Origin of the sequence: Sporosarcina soli, from assembly GCF_042655805.1 — a bacterium.
Lineage (GTDB): Bacteria > Bacillota > Bacilli > Bacillales_A > Planococcaceae > Sporosarcina > Sporosarcina soli.
On sequence record NZ_JBHSNO010000015.1, the window covers coordinates 97,756 to 113,548 of the forward strand.

17 protein-coding genes and 1 pseudogene are annotated in these 15,793 nt (G+C 40.6%); 7 read left to right on the top strand and 11 right to left on the bottom strand.

The window, feature by feature from the left end:
• Nucleotides 1–11: 11 nt before the first annotated feature.
• The 3 genes from hemW to ACFPRA_RS19450 form a co-directional block, all read right to left on the bottom strand.
• Nucleotides 12–1,145 (bottom strand): radical SAM family heme chaperone HemW, encoded by a 1,134-nt coding sequence (hemW, locus tag ACFPRA_RS19440; RefSeq protein WP_381438369.1) that lies wholly within the window; start codon nucleotides 1,143–1,145, stop codon nucleotides 12–14.
• A gap of 192 nt (nucleotides 1,146–1,337) precedes the next feature.
• Nucleotides 1,338–1,661: a hypothetical protein gene (locus tag ACFPRA_RS19445; RefSeq protein ID WP_381438371.1), complete on the bottom strand. Its 324-nt coding sequence runs from the start codon at nucleotides 1,659–1,661 to the stop codon at nucleotides 1,338–1,340.
• Between the two features lie 76 nt (nucleotides 1,662–1,737).
• On the bottom strand, nucleotides 1,738–1,902 hold the full coding sequence (locus tag ACFPRA_RS19450) for a hypothetical protein (RefSeq protein WP_381438373.1): 165 nt from the start codon (nucleotides 1,900–1,902) through the stop codon (nucleotides 1,738–1,740).
• Between the two features lie 123 nt (nucleotides 1,903–2,025).
• Here ACFPRA_RS19450 and ACFPRA_RS19455 point away from each other — a divergent pair, with 123 nt between their 5' ends.
• The gene (locus ACFPRA_RS19455) at nucleotides 2,026–2,610 is read left to right on the top strand and encodes a hypothetical protein (RefSeq protein ID WP_381438375.1); all 585 of its coding nucleotides are present in this window, start codon (nucleotides 2,026–2,028) and stop codon (nucleotides 2,608–2,610) included.
• Nucleotides 2,611–3,659: 1,049 nt separating this feature from the next.
• Here the strand turns inward: ACFPRA_RS19455 and ACFPRA_RS19460 are convergent.
• Together ACFPRA_RS19460 and ACFPRA_RS19465 are read right to left on the bottom strand one after the other, a co-directional pair.
• A pseudogene (locus ACFPRA_RS19460) lies at nucleotides 3,660–4,169 on the bottom strand (DUF3189 family protein).
• Between the two features lie 265 nt (nucleotides 4,170–4,434).
• Nucleotides 4,435–4,566 carry a hypothetical protein gene (locus ACFPRA_RS19465; RefSeq protein WP_381438378.1) on the bottom strand — a complete coding sequence of 44 codons (132 nt, stop codon included), beginning with the start codon at nucleotides 4,564–4,566 and terminating at the stop codon, nucleotides 4,435–4,437.
• 288 nt (nucleotides 4,567–4,854) lie between these two features.
• Between ACFPRA_RS19465 and ACFPRA_RS19470 the strand changes: the two genes are divergently transcribed.
• From ACFPRA_RS19470 to ACFPRA_RS19480, 3 genes are all read left to right on the top strand, one after another.
• Nucleotides 4,855–5,385 (top strand): histidine phosphatase family protein, encoded by a 531-nt coding sequence (locus ACFPRA_RS19470; RefSeq protein ID WP_381438380.1) that lies wholly within the window; start codon nucleotides 4,855–4,857, stop codon nucleotides 5,383–5,385.
• Between the two features lie 42 nt (nucleotides 5,386–5,427).
• Nucleotides 5,428–6,216: an alpha/beta fold hydrolase gene (locus tag ACFPRA_RS19475; protein WP_381438384.1), complete on the top strand. Its 789-nt coding sequence runs from the start codon at nucleotides 5,428–5,430 to the stop codon at nucleotides 6,214–6,216.
• A 247-nt stretch (nucleotides 6,217–6,463) separates the two neighbouring features.
• On the top strand, nucleotides 6,464–6,652 hold the full coding sequence (locus tag ACFPRA_RS19480) for a hypothetical protein (RefSeq protein ID WP_381438387.1): 189 nt from the start codon (nucleotides 6,464–6,466) through the stop codon (nucleotides 6,650–6,652).
• 983 nt (nucleotides 6,653–7,635) lie between these two features.
• Here the strand turns inward: ACFPRA_RS19480 and ACFPRA_RS19485 are convergent.
• The gene (locus tag ACFPRA_RS19485) at nucleotides 7,636–7,887 is read right to left on the bottom strand and encodes a hypothetical protein (protein ID WP_381438389.1); all 252 of its coding nucleotides are present in this window, start codon (nucleotides 7,885–7,887) and stop codon (nucleotides 7,636–7,638) included.
• Between the two features lie 357 nt (nucleotides 7,888–8,244).
• Nucleotides 8,245–8,754 carry a DUF3189 family protein gene (locus ACFPRA_RS19490; protein WP_381438391.1) on the bottom strand — a complete coding sequence of 170 codons (510 nt, stop codon included), beginning with the start codon at nucleotides 8,752–8,754 and terminating at the stop codon, nucleotides 8,245–8,247.
• A gap of 1,048 nt (nucleotides 8,755–9,802) precedes the next feature.
• On the opposite strand from ACFPRA_RS19490, the gene ACFPRA_RS19495 reads away from it, so the two are divergent.
• A complete protein-coding gene (locus tag ACFPRA_RS19495) occupies nucleotides 9,803–9,934 on the top strand; it encodes a YjcZ family sporulation protein (protein ID WP_381438394.1) in 132 nt (43 codons plus the stop codon).
• A 723-nt stretch (nucleotides 9,935–10,657) separates the two neighbouring features.
• On the opposite strand, the gene ACFPRA_RS19500 is transcribed toward ACFPRA_RS19495, so the two are convergent.
• Nucleotides 10,658–10,882 (bottom strand): ORF6N domain-containing protein, encoded by a 225-nt coding sequence (locus ACFPRA_RS19500; protein ID WP_381438396.1) that lies wholly within the window; start codon nucleotides 10,880–10,882, stop codon nucleotides 10,658–10,660.
• Nucleotides 10,883–11,039: 157 nt separating this feature from the next.
• On the opposite strand from ACFPRA_RS19500, the gene ACFPRA_RS19505 reads away from it, so the two are divergent.
• Nucleotides 11,040–11,231 carry a site-specific integrase gene (locus ACFPRA_RS19505; protein WP_381438398.1) on the top strand — a complete coding sequence of 64 codons (192 nt, stop codon included), beginning with the start codon at nucleotides 11,040–11,042 and terminating at the stop codon, nucleotides 11,229–11,231.
• Nucleotides 11,232–11,439: 208 nt separating this feature from the next.
• On the opposite strand, the gene lepA is transcribed toward ACFPRA_RS19505, so the two are convergent.
• The 3 genes from lepA to gpr form a co-directional block, all read right to left on the bottom strand.
• Nucleotides 11,440–13,263, bottom strand: coding sequence for a translation elongation factor 4 (gene lepA / locus ACFPRA_RS19510; protein WP_239391451.1), 1,824 nt, complete (start codon nucleotides 13,261–13,263; stop codon nucleotides 11,440–11,442).
• A 70-nt stretch (nucleotides 13,264–13,333) separates the two neighbouring features.
• Nucleotides 13,334–14,134: a stage II sporulation protein P gene (spoIIP, locus tag ACFPRA_RS19515; RefSeq protein ID WP_381438401.1), complete on the bottom strand. Its 801-nt coding sequence runs from the start codon at nucleotides 14,132–14,134 to the stop codon at nucleotides 13,334–13,336.
• 50 nt (nucleotides 14,135–14,184) lie between these two features.
• Nucleotides 14,185–15,222, bottom strand: coding sequence for a GPR endopeptidase (gene gpr / locus ACFPRA_RS19520; protein WP_381438403.1), 1,038 nt, complete (start codon nucleotides 15,220–15,222; stop codon nucleotides 14,185–14,187).
• A 287-nt stretch (nucleotides 15,223–15,509) separates the two neighbouring features.
• On the opposite strand from gpr, the gene rpsT reads away from it, so the two are divergent.
• Nucleotides 15,510–15,761 (top strand): 30S ribosomal protein S20, encoded by a 252-nt coding sequence (gene rpsT, locus ACFPRA_RS19525; protein ID WP_239391454.1) that lies wholly within the window; start codon nucleotides 15,510–15,512, stop codon nucleotides 15,759–15,761.
• Nucleotides 15,762–15,793 lie beyond the last annotated feature (32 nt).

A 15,793-nucleotide genomic window follows, 5' to 3' on the forward strand; every position in this document is an offset into this window, starting at 1 on the left:
TTGACTTCGTTTTACGCAAGAAATTGTTGAAACACTTCATTCCCTCTGAATACCCCAATTCGTGTCAGTTTAACCCTATCATCCGACCGCTCTACCAAGCCATCTTGAACGAGTTGCTCGATCGTCTCGCCGTATACTGTCTCCAGCGATTGACCAAATTTCTTTTCAAAGGAAGAAAAGGAGACCCCTTTTGCTGTCCGCAGTCCCAAAAACATCTCTTCTTCCATCGCTTCAGTTTCCGTAACGAGATGTCTTTGTTGAATCGGGCGTTCTCCTGCAGTCGTTTTTTCCATATATTTAGCAATGGGGCCGATGTTTGAATAGCGCTCGCCATTCAAATAACCATGCGCACCTGCACCGATTCCCGCATAAGTTGCATTCTCCCAATAGATGAGATTATGGATAGATTCATAACCCGGAACAGCAAAATTGCTGATTTCATACCGTTTACGGCCGTGTTGATCCATATGCTCCATAAGCATGGCGAACATTTCCGCTTCGATATCTTCTCCAGGAAGCGGCAAACGACCTTTGTTCATTAAATTATAAAAAACCGTTTTCGGCTCTACAATGAGTGAGTACCCTGAGTAATGGGGCAAATCAAGCGCCAATGCTTGATTCAGCGTATCTTGCCATTGAGCGATCGTTTGTCCCGGCAGCCCGTAAATAAGATCGATGCTCATATTTTCAAAACCGACTTTCCGAGCATCCGTGATGACACGAACCGGATCATCAGCATTATGCGTCCTGCCAATCTTCTTGAGCAACTCTGTATCGAATGATTGAACACCGATGCTCAACCGATCGACACCCCCATTTTTCAACACTTTCAACTTGCCATAAGTCAACTCATCAGGATTCGCTTCCGTCGAAAACTCCGTTAACGAAGATACATCAACATAATCGTGGATGATGGCAAGTAGACGATCTAACTGTTGTTCTGATAAAGACGTCGGTGTTCCCCCGCCCAGGAATACTGTTTCAAGCCTTTCGAAGGAAGTCCCTTCCTGACGCATGACCGCAAGTTCCTGTCCAATTGACTCGATATACGCATCAACAGGCTGATTTTTGAAAAACACTTTATTGAAATCACAATAGTGACAAATTTGATGGCAAAACGGGATGTGGATATACATTCCTCTCATTACCGTCACTTCCTTCCTTCACAGCAAAAAGGAGGCTATGCTGCCTCCCTTTTCACTTCTTTTTAGTCCCCGTCCAACTCCAACAGGACCATAGACACTACTGGTTATTTAATGAACTAAGCTTCATCATACAACATTGTGATATATCGTACAAACATTGAGTTCATATGCTTTTATGGAATTCTTTTTCACTTAAAATTTTGATTCCTCAATCCTGGTAAATACTTGGACAAATAATCCTTCTTCCATTAAATTACTAATAACACGTTCCAATAAAGTTCTATCTATCTTTTCAATTAAAATCATATTACTAGACCACAAAAAAAGACCGTTCAAATTTTCGCCTGTTTGTTGATTCTTCAGACGTAAAGATTCAATATTTTTGTACGTAAAAAATGAAGCAGTCCACTTAGTGCCGTCATTCATAGTGACAATTACATCGGTGTTATCGTCATAAATATCAATGTTACAGTCACATTGTTCAGTTTCAATCCATAATTTCTTAAAGCGACTCATTTTAAACTTAATTCCTTTTATTAAATTTTTATTATGTACGATTTACACAGCAATCGGATTGCTAGAAAGCAGGTTCCTATTTATCTTCCGCCTTTTTATTTTCGATAATGCGCGTAAGAAGTTCTAATCTTTGAGCAATATAAATGAGGACCATTGCACTTATCCCCTGCCACATTCCACCGAAAAAAAGACCGATAATGCCACCGGTTACAATGTATAACGCTAAAGGCTTGTCTACCAAATTATCTCATCCCTTTTTGATATTAGTGTATCATAATAAATGCAACCTACTCGCAAATCGATGTGATGGAAACAGGATGGCTCTTCAGAAAACTCTGTTCAAAACAAACTAGGAGTGATATACATGACAAGACTCTCAACCGAATTAGCGACAAAATGCATTCGTACCAAATCTGGGGTTCTACTGACTGAACCGTGGAGTTCTTCTATGTATTTTAATGCACCAATGGAAAACCGCGTTAGATTCTCAACGGATTATTTCAGAGAAGTTCGAGTGAAAGGGATTCGAAAATTTATGCATCATCTTACGATGGATGAGCCAACTGTCGATCTATTCCTTTCCCTAGAATATAATAGAAAAAATAAATATCTCACTAATAACTTGTCAAAGCGGATACACATTGTTAAATGGAAGGAACATAAACTCACAAGTGAAGAATTTGATCTTGACGAAGGGTTCGCTAAGATTGCGTCCATAAAAAACGTAGCAGTGAATGATGCAATCTTATATACAATAGATGCACTTCTCTATAAAAACGATCGTGCCTCCAAAGCTTTATTTATGATTGACACGAGTAAGTATCTGATTCACTTCGGAGCGACTGGGGACGTCATCAATATACTCTCTACAGATCCCAAGAATATTGAATACCTAAAAATGAATTATAAAGGTATCTTTGACACTTTTTATGATGCACCTTTAAACTGAATTTAGAATTTAAAGTTGGTAAGCCAGAAGATTAAATAAAAATTGCGTCCCCTACGCAAAAAACGATTACCTACGTGAATATTTTACAACGGAGATTACAAAAGCGATTGTTTTTTTAACAGATAACCATAATGTATAAATGAACGTAAAGGGAAGAAAAAATAGCGTATAAATCATGATAAAAAAATATATTACCAAAATACGTGCAACGCGTATCGAGTGATAGGCTCGTCCTACATATACACTTGTTGTTAACTTAGTATTCAAAATATGACTATATATTTTGAGTCCACCAATTAGCTGATCTCTTGATCCGAATAAAATAACGAATAGAAGTAAGCCTACTATAATTCGAGTATCATAATAAACCCATACTAAAGCAGGTTGATCGGCTCTTAACACTCTATTGAAAGGTATGAATATGTAAGAAAAAAATATATACCAACCTGCTACAATTCTTAATGAATTTATAATAAGTGACCATAGATTTCTACTCATTCGTATTCCCCTTTACCTCTCTTAATACCTTTAAATTTTAGTATAAAAGCTCTGCTTATGTGGAAAATTGAACATCGTGTTCTTCATAATCAATAATATCGAACACATTTATTAAAATGAAGCTTTTCGAACTCTTTAACGTAAATATTTAAATAACGTCTATTATGATATAAAAAGAGTTACTGAAAATGGGACAAGTACAACAATGGCAAGCAGTATCGTACAGTGTCAATTAAGGAGGTGAACCGCTTGAGCTGGAACGCATTTATACAACTGAAATCAGAATCTAGTATTCTCGTTGAATCCTTAAAGTCAATAAACGTACAAAATAGCAGTGACTCATCCATCACGTCTACTACAGATTTTGAGTCCTATCATTTACTGCCTTCCCAAAGAATTTCTTTCATCGGAGTAAACCATGTAGTAACACTTATTTCAGATTCAATCGAATACGTTTCTTTGACGCGCGATTAATGATTTTTAACCAAAAGGAGCCGGCTCAGAAAATCAGTAAAAATTGATTTTCTGAGCCGGTCCCTTGTTAAGAAGTATTACTTAAATTCTTGATTGTCTAAAATAGTCACTTGTTCCTTACTGGATTGGGCTATTCGTTTTGTGTTTTCTACCAACCGAAAAATATTATCGCAACATTGTTTGGCACCTATAACTAGTAATGGTACACCAAGAAAATCAATTTTTAAGCCTCTAGACAAAAAACCACCAATCGACATCGCTATCGGTACAGTGGGTGATGTATTGGAGAATATGATTTGTTCTGGAATTGGATGTTTACTTTGAATCAATAAAATCAAATTTTTCATTGCTGGAACAACAAGTTTAGAGGATTTCCGACCTATTGTATACACAGAGTCTCCATTTTCATCAATCCCATGGAAAATGATTTTTCCGAAATCCTTTTTAGTCAATTTATTGAAATAGTTTACACTTAATATTTCTTCTTTAGTAAGTTCACGTTCGGATTGGTCTAATTCTTATAAATGATAGGCAGCTGCCAGTGCTGTAGTATGTGTTCCGCCATAGTCATTATAGATATAAATCATGATATCATCCTTCGAATTGTTATCTTAGACCATTATGGACAATTAATCTAAAACTTAACCCTTTTCCTTCTTAAGTGTCCACAAATAAAAAACTGCACATTATCCCAGATTTCTCTCTGGATTAATGTGCACGTTTACATTCATGTATCCAATATAATGAGAAGTTGGATTTTAAAAAAACAACATCCAATAATGGAGCTTCTATAAATTCAGGAATACGATTCTTCTTATCATTACAGGAGCTTCTTCGATTTTCATTTTCTTTTTAATCAGTCGTAAATTCTTCACCAACCTGAATGGCTTGAATACTTCGTTTACTCACTTGCACACTCTTATCCATATACAACATACTCAGTTCTTGATTGTATTGCATCGACTTCAATAATTGATTAAGCAAATTCGTTCCCCTCTTCGTCCGCATCATTCCAAACATCAGTTCTAAACTTGACCTAAAAACAAAATTATTAAATATTACCAAATAGTTATCGTGCTGCTACGGTGTATCTTAGTGGTTTTTACTGGCGATAATACCCATGAGGTAATTAATATGCACACAGTATAGCGAGGTGCTATATCGTTTGGCTTGGTAACGAGTGGTCTGAACCTGAAGATTTTTCTATAAAAATTATTGTGAAAACGAAAAAAGTAAAAACGTTTTGACTAAAGGATACTAGGAGAGAGACAAATGGACAAAACAGTTTATCTGGTCAGGCATTGTCAAGCTGTAGGAAAAGAGCTGCAGGCAGAACTGACTGAAGAGGGAAAAGAACAAGCGAAAGAACTGAGGCGTTTTTTTGAGAGCCTGAATATTAAGCATATCATTTCCAGCCCTTTCACGAGGGCGATTCAATCCGTCCAGCCAACAGCAGACAGCCTAGGCCTGCAGGTGGAAATTGACAGCCGGCTAAATGATCACAAGCTGATTTCAAAAAACCTAAAAGACTGGTTAGAACGCCTCGAAGAATCTGTTCGGGACATGGATTTGAAAATGGTAGGCGGAGAATCAAGCCGTGAAGTAGCAAAAAGGGGAATGAAAGTGCTTGAAGCAGCAACCGACGGCACCGTGCTGGCTACTCATCGCAATACAATGGGGCTTTTATTGATGCAAATTGATGGCATGAAAGGGCTCAAAGAATGGACAGGATTGTCGCACCCGGATGTCTACGAAGTGAAAGTAAAAAAGGATACCTATTTCGTAAGGAGAATCTGGGGCTGAAAAATTGTCAAAAAAGCCCCCTGATATCGGAGGTGTAGTGCATTGCCAGTTACAAATATAGATGGGATAGACCTGTATTATCACGTTCAAGGCAAAGGGATACCTATTGTTTTTATTCATCCGCCCCTACTCACGAGCATGAATTTTATCTACCAAGTGAATGAATTATCAAATCACTTCAAAGTTATTGTCTTTGACATTCGTGGCCATGGAAATAGTTCTTTTTCAGAAAAAGCATTGACTTACCCAATAATTTCACATGATATCAAACAACTATTCGACCATTTAAAAATAGATAAAGCTTTCATATGCGGATACTCAACTGGAGGGTCCATTGCTCTTGATTTTTTGCTGACATATCCCGAGCGCTCTTTAGGAGGGATTCTTATCGGTGCCCTGTCAGAAGTAAATGATCCATCATTAAAAAATAAAATTGCTTTAGGAGTAAAGCTAGCGAAATGGAAGGCACATAAAGCTCTTGCTTTATCCGTTTCCTTTACGAACTCCAATACTGGACAATTGTTTAAAGACTTATATATCAACGCCAAAAAAGGAAAAGCTCAAAATATTGAACAATATTATCGATACAGTTTGCACTATAACTGTACGGATCGTTTAGCGCAAATTAAATTCCCTGTTTTGTTGCTATATGGGGAAAAAGATAAATCGTTTCATCGCTATGCCCGTTTATTACATGAAAAGCTTTCTGTCAACGAGTGCATACTAATAGGAGACATAAAACATCAGCTTCCTACAAAAGCGGCTGTAGCGGTGAATAATCTCATTAAGAAGTTTGTATCTACTCATGGAGCTCAGAACGGAGAAAATTGAATGGTTGCTTACCGTTTATTATCTCGAAAATCACGTTTGGTCCGCTTACTGCACAGTTACAAAGTATAGAGGGCGATTACTTGGGGAGTGTCGTGATTGGATTTACCAAAGAAATAAAAGATAAATTACTTTCGAGAACTCCCAAATAAAATCTACCGCACTGTAATTCGCCTTTTTTATACCAACTGTATATTTTGATAAGATTAATCCACCATATATACATAACATCAAAGGAGTGTTAATCTACATGCTTGCAGAAGGCGTTGAGTTAGGCGAAAACATGGGGTTAATTGATGAAAAGCTTGCTAAAACTATCGAAGAGCCCCACAACCGGGAATTGAAAATGTTATTGAATCTCTTGAAATCAGGTTCTAGCGAAGAACTACGCATGCTTGCCCAAGCGCTATTGGATTTGGAAAATGGACCACGAGCATAATACAAAAAAGCGAGCCGCTCTCTAACTATAGCGGCTCAATTAAATATGCTTAAGATTATTCGTTATCCATATTTGGATTTTGAGCGCGAAGCATCCAGTAATGTTTAACAAGTTGATTCTCATACTTAAAGTGCAATTCGTAAAAATACATATGCCATCTTGGATCTATATGTTCATAGTATGTAGCTAAAGTATCGTACAAACTTGCCTTCTGAAGAAGTTCTGCTAAACGCGGATCCATTCATTCTCTCCATTTTCTTTTCAGCTACAATCAATGTATTCAACAGTCATGATTCTGGCTAGGCAAATAAAAAAGCGACCTACCCACTAACCTATGGACAGGTCGATTAATAGCATCGCAGGAGCCGGGACTTTTGTTACTTTACTTCCTTAATTTCAGATACTTTTACCACCAAAAACTATTTCGTCTGCGATTATCTTCGTGGCAGCGACATCTAAAGTCATCTTCGTGATGGCGATTGCGGTCACGATCACTACGGTTATCACGAAAATCACGGTCAGACCTTACTTCCCGACATTCACAAATCAAATCTACTCGCCGATTTCGGTTTCGATTTCGATCTTCAAAACACATATACTTTTCAACTCCTTATTGCTTTTTAAGCTGGCCAGCCTTATACATATTATATGGACGAGCACACGTAACGCTTGGACGAACTGTCTGATATTATTGTTTAAATTGGTTGAAGTAAGTGAACTACGTATGTACACCCAGAATTGGTGACTGTGTAACGCCAAAAAGCGACCCGCTCGGATAATTCCAAGAAGGTCGCTTTCGCTTTACTTATTAATTACCAGTACCTTTTGTTCCGTCCTCACCGTGCCAGGACTGTACGTTGTGGTCAAATGATTGGATGGCTTCTTGTCATCTACCTGCCAATGCCGGGAAGCTTGACGTTTGATTTAGCACTGCCGCATACCGATTGTGGTCTTCCCCCCTGTACCATGCGTGTATTTATGAATCAGGTCGATGACGCAGCCCTCGTCTGATGGATACTTTCAAAAATCGGCGTAAATTTCAAATCATGTGGGAAGATATAACACACGCCGCCGACAACACCAAAAATAAGTGACGGGATCGGCAACAGTTTATGAGGTAATTTTAAATATTTAAGGATCTCGATTAGTGCAAAAATAACGGTAATCAACAATACATCTAGTTTTTCTCTCCTTGGTAGTTCGTTGCGCTCTTGAATGTAAGTTTCTCCATCCAATGCGACCTTTACATCGACTGTAGCGTGGACATCGTTTGTTCTTGTGATTCGTTCGACCGCTCTAGATGTTTCATTAGATTTTCTTCACGATTTTTAGACTCCTTTCGATAATCCTCATATAATCCGATTACATCCGATTCTCTTTTGACGTTTTCCTTTCGCATCTCCGTATCACGACGTAGGCCAATGCGATACAAAGAATAGCTCACACGACTTGAATTGTTGCGATTTCATGTGCTAATTCCATTTAATCACCGTCCTATTTTGGCCAAATAAAAAGAACGTCCGGGAGTGGACGTTCCTGTTTGAGATGTTAAAGAATTTATTTACTTCAGAAACAAATAGTTCGAAGAAGCATTACTTAAATTCTTGATTGTCTAAAATAGTCACTTGTTCCTTACTGGATTGGGCTGTTCGTTTTGTGTTTTCTACCAACCGAAAAATATTATCGCAACATTGTTTGCCACCTATAACCAGTAATGGCACACCAAGAAAATCAATTTTTAAGCCTCTAGACAAAAAACCACCAATCGACATCGCTATCGGTACAGTGGGTGATGTATTGGAGAATATGATTTGTTCTGGAATTGGATGTTTACTTTGAATCAATAAAATCAAATTTTTCATTGCTGGAACAACAAGTTTAGAGGATTTCCGACCTATTGTATACACAGAGTCTCCATTTTCATCAATCCCATGGAAAATGATTTTTCCGAAATCCTTTTTAGTTAATTTATTGAAATAGTTTACACTTAATATTTCTTCTTTAGTAAGTTCACGTTCGGATTGGTCTAATTCTTTTAAATGATAGGCAGCTGCCAGTGCTGTAGTATGTGTTCCGCCATAGTCATTATAGATATAAATCATGATATCATCCTTCGAATTGTTATCTTAGATCATTATGGACAATTAATCTAAAACTTAACCCCTTCACTTCTTAAGTGTACACAAATAAAAATGCTCGGATGGATATTCCAAATTGGAGGGCTAGACCACATCGGATATATCGAAATTTGTCCATCGTTCGCCCCTTCAAACAATTGAGATTCAAAACAGGAGATGGAGGGAGACAAAACTTGGCCCCCCTTAAAAACATCTGCCTTTCTTCTATTTATCCTATCTCCACTAGTTTTTTTCTCACTGTTCACGTTCAAGCAGAATGGCAAGCAACTTTCTCTCGTCCTTTACTTCATTTTGACAGTTGCTGATCTCCCCATCCCGAATGGCCAACTCACCACATTCGGCTTTCGGCTGATCAATTGTGATCCTCTACTCCAGGATGATGTCCATTTTCCGTAACAATGCTTCTTTCAATGCCCTGATTTCATTTTCATAAGCCGCCATTCCGAATGGGACGGCTGAACTTTCAGCTGTCCTCTCATTTCGTGCCTTTACACTATCTGGCTACTTGTCCTTATTCTGCTTCTGCCCTGCCTTGTGTTGCGCTCTCACTCTCTCCAACTCCAACTTTGACAAAGAGAAGCTAGTCTAGGAGCGCTGATCCGAACTCCTTAGCGATGGCAGCATATGTCATGCCGCCTGTCTTCATTTTGTTGAATGCGACTTCGGTAATTTTAAACGTCTTCTTCTTAGCCACCTTCTTTACTTCGGAGGGGCTTGCCGCAGTATCACTGCTTGCTGTTTAAGCTGTTTTTCGTTCCGCAATGGAAGGCACTTTGATTCCGCTTTCCAATGGTACTTTAATCTCCAGATATGCATTAACTTTTTCTAAGTTGGATGCCCAACACTTTTAATAAATTTGAATATACTATTTTATAACTGTAGGTACGATTGCCCTCTCTCTCAACTGTGCCTACAGTGAATAAAGAATTTGTTTGTAAATCTAAACGAATGAATCAGACAAATGTCAATTATAGGCATAGGATGAACTAATTCGTTTTTGGAGGTGGATATTATGGGTAATGCAGGTTACGGATGCGGATATGGATACGGTTCAGGATTCGCTTTAATTATTGTGTTGTTTATTCTTTTAATTATTATTGGCGCGTGTTTCCTAAACACAGATGGGTGTGGTGACGGTTGCTGACGCTGTCGTTACGCCCTCGAATGACCGTACTTTCACCCCTCAAAACTGCGGAGTAAGATTTGACAGTACTATCTTGAATTTCACGATGTTCCAATTTTGTATAGTTTATTATTTGAAGGGGCTAATTTAATCCACCACAAGGGGAATTGTAAGTTAGCACCCCTTATCAATAACCCTCGGCGTTATTGCGTCCGGATTTTGAATTGAGCTTGCTCAATTAACTCCTTTCAAAATCCGTGACATCCGCCGGAGGCTTGGGCCAACAGGATGTTGGTCACTCAGGCGTTGCCAATCAAACAGCGAAGGGTTTGATTTGCCGTATTTCTGCGGTTTTTTGCAGAAATTAAGGCACTTTCATTCAGGACGCGGCGAACTTAGCCTGAGTTCCTCTATTCAGCCGGGGTTTGAACCCCCACTGAATGGAATGCATTTCTAACATTCATCCCACCACTTATAGAAGTGGGGGACTTCTGCTGAAGCAAGTTAAATTCCCGTCATCCAGGATATACTGGTAATAATTGATAGCGGGGCACTGCCCTTGTATTGCTCGCTTTCTAAGTTGCAGCTTGGAAAGCGGATTTTTTATTTCGCGAATTTCAAATATCAAAGCCGCGGCTGGCGCGCCTTCTAAAGCTTTCCAGTATCGTTGTTTATGAGAATTCCCTTGTCTTTGTCGTCCTTGATCAACGTATAAGTGATAACGACCTGCTCTTCTAGAAACTCTTACACGATTCCCTTCCCATCATCTGCACGAATGATATCAATTAAATTCTTGAAGCGATTTCGATTCATGTTCACTGCTTGATTAACAACTTTCAACTTCTCCCCGTGAACCTTCTCAATTTGCTGCGCTAGAATTGATTTCTTCCCCTCAACAAAATCACCTACAATATTTGGAACCGTAATGCTACAGATTTCCGTAGCTCCTTTAATGGTCAAATCATTCATCCGCTGCTACCATCTAGATTCCGCAATAAGTTCCGAATTCCATTTGATGCTTCAGGTTTGCCTGTGAGCGAAGTGTGGGGGGGGGATGTAGGAAATAGATGTGGATAGAGAAACGTCGCTTGTGGAGCAGGCAATGGTTAACAAGGAGGTCAAATGGGTGCTCGACACAACAAAAACCGCGGCTTCCGAACGGAACATTCAACTTGGACAAACTATCATAAGCATATTGAAAAAACATCGTGTGTGGATCAAAAAGAACAAATTAAAATACGGAGCCCATTACACGGACTCCGATCGCGTTTGCGTGAAAGAAAACGGAAATATCCTCACGCCATCTTTAATTAAATAAAACACAAGCAAAATAAAAGCGCGGCTAAGTCATAACAGATCCGCCATCACGATTGACACGTATTCTCATCTCACTCAAAAGGCGCAAGATGTAACGATCGACATTTCCGAGCAAATCATGCGTGATATGAAATAGTTTGCCATCCTACTTTTACACAGGATGGCAAACGACCAGTTTCACAAACTCAATAATGTGATACCTACAACACTTACTCCTCGTCCATCTTCAAAACAGCCATAAAGGCTTCTTGTGGCACTTCAACGGATCCGACTTGTTTCATCCGTTTCTTACCTTCTTTTTGTTTTTCAAGCAATTTACGTTTACGGGAGATGTCTCCACCGTAACATTTCGCGAGAACGTTTTTCCCGATCGATTTGATGTTGGAACGGGCAACGATTTTTTGGCCGATTGCGGCTTGTACTGGTACTTCGAACTGTTGTCTTGGAATCAGTTTTTTCAGTTTCTCAACGATCGCTTTTCCGCGTTCGTAAGAGAAGTCGCGGTGGACGATGAAGCTGAGTGCATCCACTTGTTCACCGTTCAACAAGATGTCCATCTTGACGAGTTTCGATTCTTTGTAGCCGATGAGTTCATAGTCAAATGAAGCATATCCTTTTGTACCTGATTTCAATTGGTCGAAGAAATCATAGACGATTTCCGCAAGCGGCAATTCGTAGATGATGTTAACGCGTGACGCATCGATATAATCCATCGTGATGAAGTTTCCGCGCTTATGCTGGCAAAGCTCCATGACGGAACCGACATAATCATTCGGCACCATGATGGATGCTTTGACGTACGGTTCTTCGACGTGGTCGATTTTCTGTGCGTCCGGCATCATGGCAGGGTTGTCCACTTTCAGTTCAGTGCCATCTGTCATGATGACGTTGTAAATAACACTTGGTGCTGTTGTAATCAAGTCAATATTGAATTCGCGCTCGATCCGCTCCTGGATGATTTCCATGTGCAACAGACCAAGGAAGCCACAACGGTATCCGAAGCCAAGTGCTTGGGATGTCTCTGCTTCGTATTCAAGCGCAGAGTCGTTCAACTCCAACTTTTCAAGTGCTTCACGCAGGTCGTTGTATTTGGATGTATCGATCGGATACAATCCACAGAATACCATCGGATTTAAACGGCGATAGCCTGGTAGTGGTTCACTCGCAGGGTTTTTCACACCTGTAATCGTATCCCCGACCCGTGTATCCCCGACATTTTTAATGGAAGCCGATAAATAACCGACGTCCCCTACCGTCAATTCATCGCGATGTTTCGCTGACGGCGTGAAGACGCCCGTCTCGATGACTTCAAATTCTTTACCAGTCGCCATCATGCGGATTTTATCGCCTGGTCGAACCGTTCCTTCTACAATTCGGATATTGACGATAACGCCTCTATACGCGTCGTAATGGGAGTCGAAGATGAGCGCTTTTAACGGTGCTTCCGGGTCCCCTTGAGGAGCTGGCACTTTCTCGACGATTTGTTCTAAGATGTCTTCAATACCGATACCCGCTTTTGCCGATGCAAGGACCGCTTCCGAAGCGTCAAGTCCGATGACATCTTCAATTTCCTGTTTGACACGATCCGGATCGGCGGCTGGCAAGTCGATTTTATTGATGACCGGTAAGATTTCCAGATCATTATCAAGAGCCAAATAAACATTCGCCAATGTCTGCGCTTCGATCCCTTGTGCAGCATCCACCACGAGGATAGCTCCTTCACAAGCGGCAAGGCTTCGTGACACTTCATATGTAAAGTCGACGTGTCCCGGCGTGTCGATCAGGTGGAATGTATATTCCTGCCCGTCTTTCGCCGTATACGTCAACTGCACAGCGTTCAATTTGATTGTAATTCCACGTTCACGTTCCAGATCCATCGAATCGAGCGTCTGGGACTTCATTTCCCTGGAAGTTAGTGTTTGGGTTTGTTCCAATATGCGATCGGCAAGCGTAGATTTACCGTGATCGATATGGGCAATGATGGAAAAATTCCGTATGTTTTTCTGACGTGCCAATCTCTGTTCTAAATTCATCTCAGTTCACTCCTAGTTTAGCTAGTATGAATTATAGCAGTGAACCGCCTAGACTTCAATATTCGACATGTCAGGAGTTTTGAAGTACGGCTGCAGCTGCACTCCCGATGACGGAAACAGTCCGATTCAACTCATCTTCCGCATTGCCGATCCCACCGAGTTCGATTAGCAAAAGGGACGGATGCAAATCCTGATTATACTTGCCATCAACGCCCACTCCACTTTTCACGATAAAATCCCGAGTAATCCCAGGTACCAGCTTCTCCATTTCATCCTTCAGCAGCTTCGCCTTCGCTTGGTTCTGTTTATAATTTGGATTATTCTTTCCGATGACAAATGCAACTTTCGCATACTTTTCTCCATTATGGACAATCGTCGTTCTGTCTGCCCGCAGATGATCGCGATGGAGATCAATGATGAAGTCATAGTTATCGGCTTTAACTTGCTTCTGCACATAAGGTCGGATTTCTTTATAGGAACGCCCGTAAGCGATCCCTTTCTTCTCCATTTGCGCTTGGATATCGATTGGTAAGATTGTCGTTTCAACCCCATTGACATCCAGCTGCGATTTTAGCTTTTCCCCGATTTTCATGATGTTTTCAGAATGATGAGAGACAGCGACTTTTCCGTCAAAAGCTTTCGTCATTGGTTCATATGCTTCATGCGAATGCGTAAAATAAAGAAGTGCTTTCCCAGTCGTTTGCGCTGCGGACTCTTCCTCCAACACATTAGCAGCATAGACCATGTAGGATGTTTCCTTGACAAGTTTAGGAGATTTCGCCGTTTGTCCTTCAGCCGTCATACTGACGAAGACAGGAAACAGGAAGAGAAACAGAATGAGTGAGCCCCAGATTAGCGATGTTTTTTTCAAATGGCATCCCTCCGTTTTCCAACTATATGCTTTAGAAAACGGAGCAATGACTATTTTTTCAAATTTGCGACCCAGGATGACAATGAATCCGACAACGTATCTGCATAGATCGAAACCCAAGAATCAATCTCTTTCGGGGAAATAAATGTCCGGAGCTCATGATTCGCTAATACTTCTTCAAATAATTGGACACGATCTTCATGCGGCCAAGATGCCCAATCTCCAAAAATCGGCAGCAATGTGGAACGATCTGCATCTTTGTTTTCACTGTGCAGCCAAGGCGTTACGGAAAGCCGGGAAGACGGACTATCCTTTTCACTGATTTTGGAAGCGATATAGCCAAACATCGAATCGATCGCGTCGGCAATCAGGACTGGTCCGTCTACAACGGTCGGAATGCCGATTGCAATGACGGGAACCCCTAAAGCCTCTTTCGATACTTCTTTCCGATTATTTCCGACACCGGATCCCGGATGGATGCCTGTATCCGTCAACTGGATCGTGCGGCAAAGCCTAGAGCTGCTCCTTGCGGCAAGTGCGTCTATGACGATAAGTAAATCAGGTTTTATTTTATCGGTAAGCGCTTGAACGAAATCAGCCGTTTCCAAGCCGGTTTGGATCGTTACGCCCGGCGCATAGACAAATACTTCTCCGCCATCCTCTTCATAATATTCCGGCACAATAGATTGCAAACGATCCACCGTCAATGGACCGACCGCGTCCGGCGTCACATCGCGATTCCCAAGTCCTATAAATAGAATTTTCCCATCTTTTACAGTGGGGATGGCTGCAACCATTTCTTCCAATTTGTCTATTAACACACGTGCTAGATCGTCAATCCCTTCCGTATCACCCGGTGTTAGCGCCGGTACGGTCAACGTAATATAAGACCCTTTTTTCTTACCGATCCTTTTTTCCCCTTCAGCATCGACCACGACGGATGTGACGACTACACGCCCTAGTCGCGATTCGCCAAACGAAATACCGTCTTCTTCTTTTAACCGATTTTTTTCCGATGCCGTCCGATGCCGGACCATTTCCTCACTTTCATCGAGAAGATCCGTTCTAAAAAAATCTAACTTCTCCATCCAATCACCTCAACAACAAGTTTGTCCGATGTGTCAAGGAAATATTCTTAGGCCGACAGGATATTGGTCATGCAACCAGCGCTAATCGAACAGCGAAGGGTTCGATTTGCCGTATTTCTGTGCTCTTTGCAGAAATTAAGGCACATGCAACGAACTTTGGTTGCGTTCCCTACAGCTTTTCTTGTTGCAATCTAGTTCTCAATTTGTTAAAATAATGCTTGTTGTAAAGAGATATCCGTAAATTCGTGGAAACACTCTTGCCTTACCTGAAATTGGAGGTGAATGAATTGCCAAACATCAAAGGAGCTATCAAACGCGTTAAACAAAGCGCTGCTGCTAACGAACAAAACTCAACTACGAAGCATGCTATGCGTACAGCAGTACGTAAAGCTGAAGTTGCTCTTGACGCTAAAGCTGAGGATGCTACTATCCTTCTAAAAGACGCAATCAAAAAAATGGATACAGCTGCACGTAAAGGTCTTATCCACAAAAACACTGCTGCTCGTCAAAAAGCACGTCTTACTAAAAAAGCTTTATAATCCAAATGTAAAAAAGGTCGTCCTCTAATGGA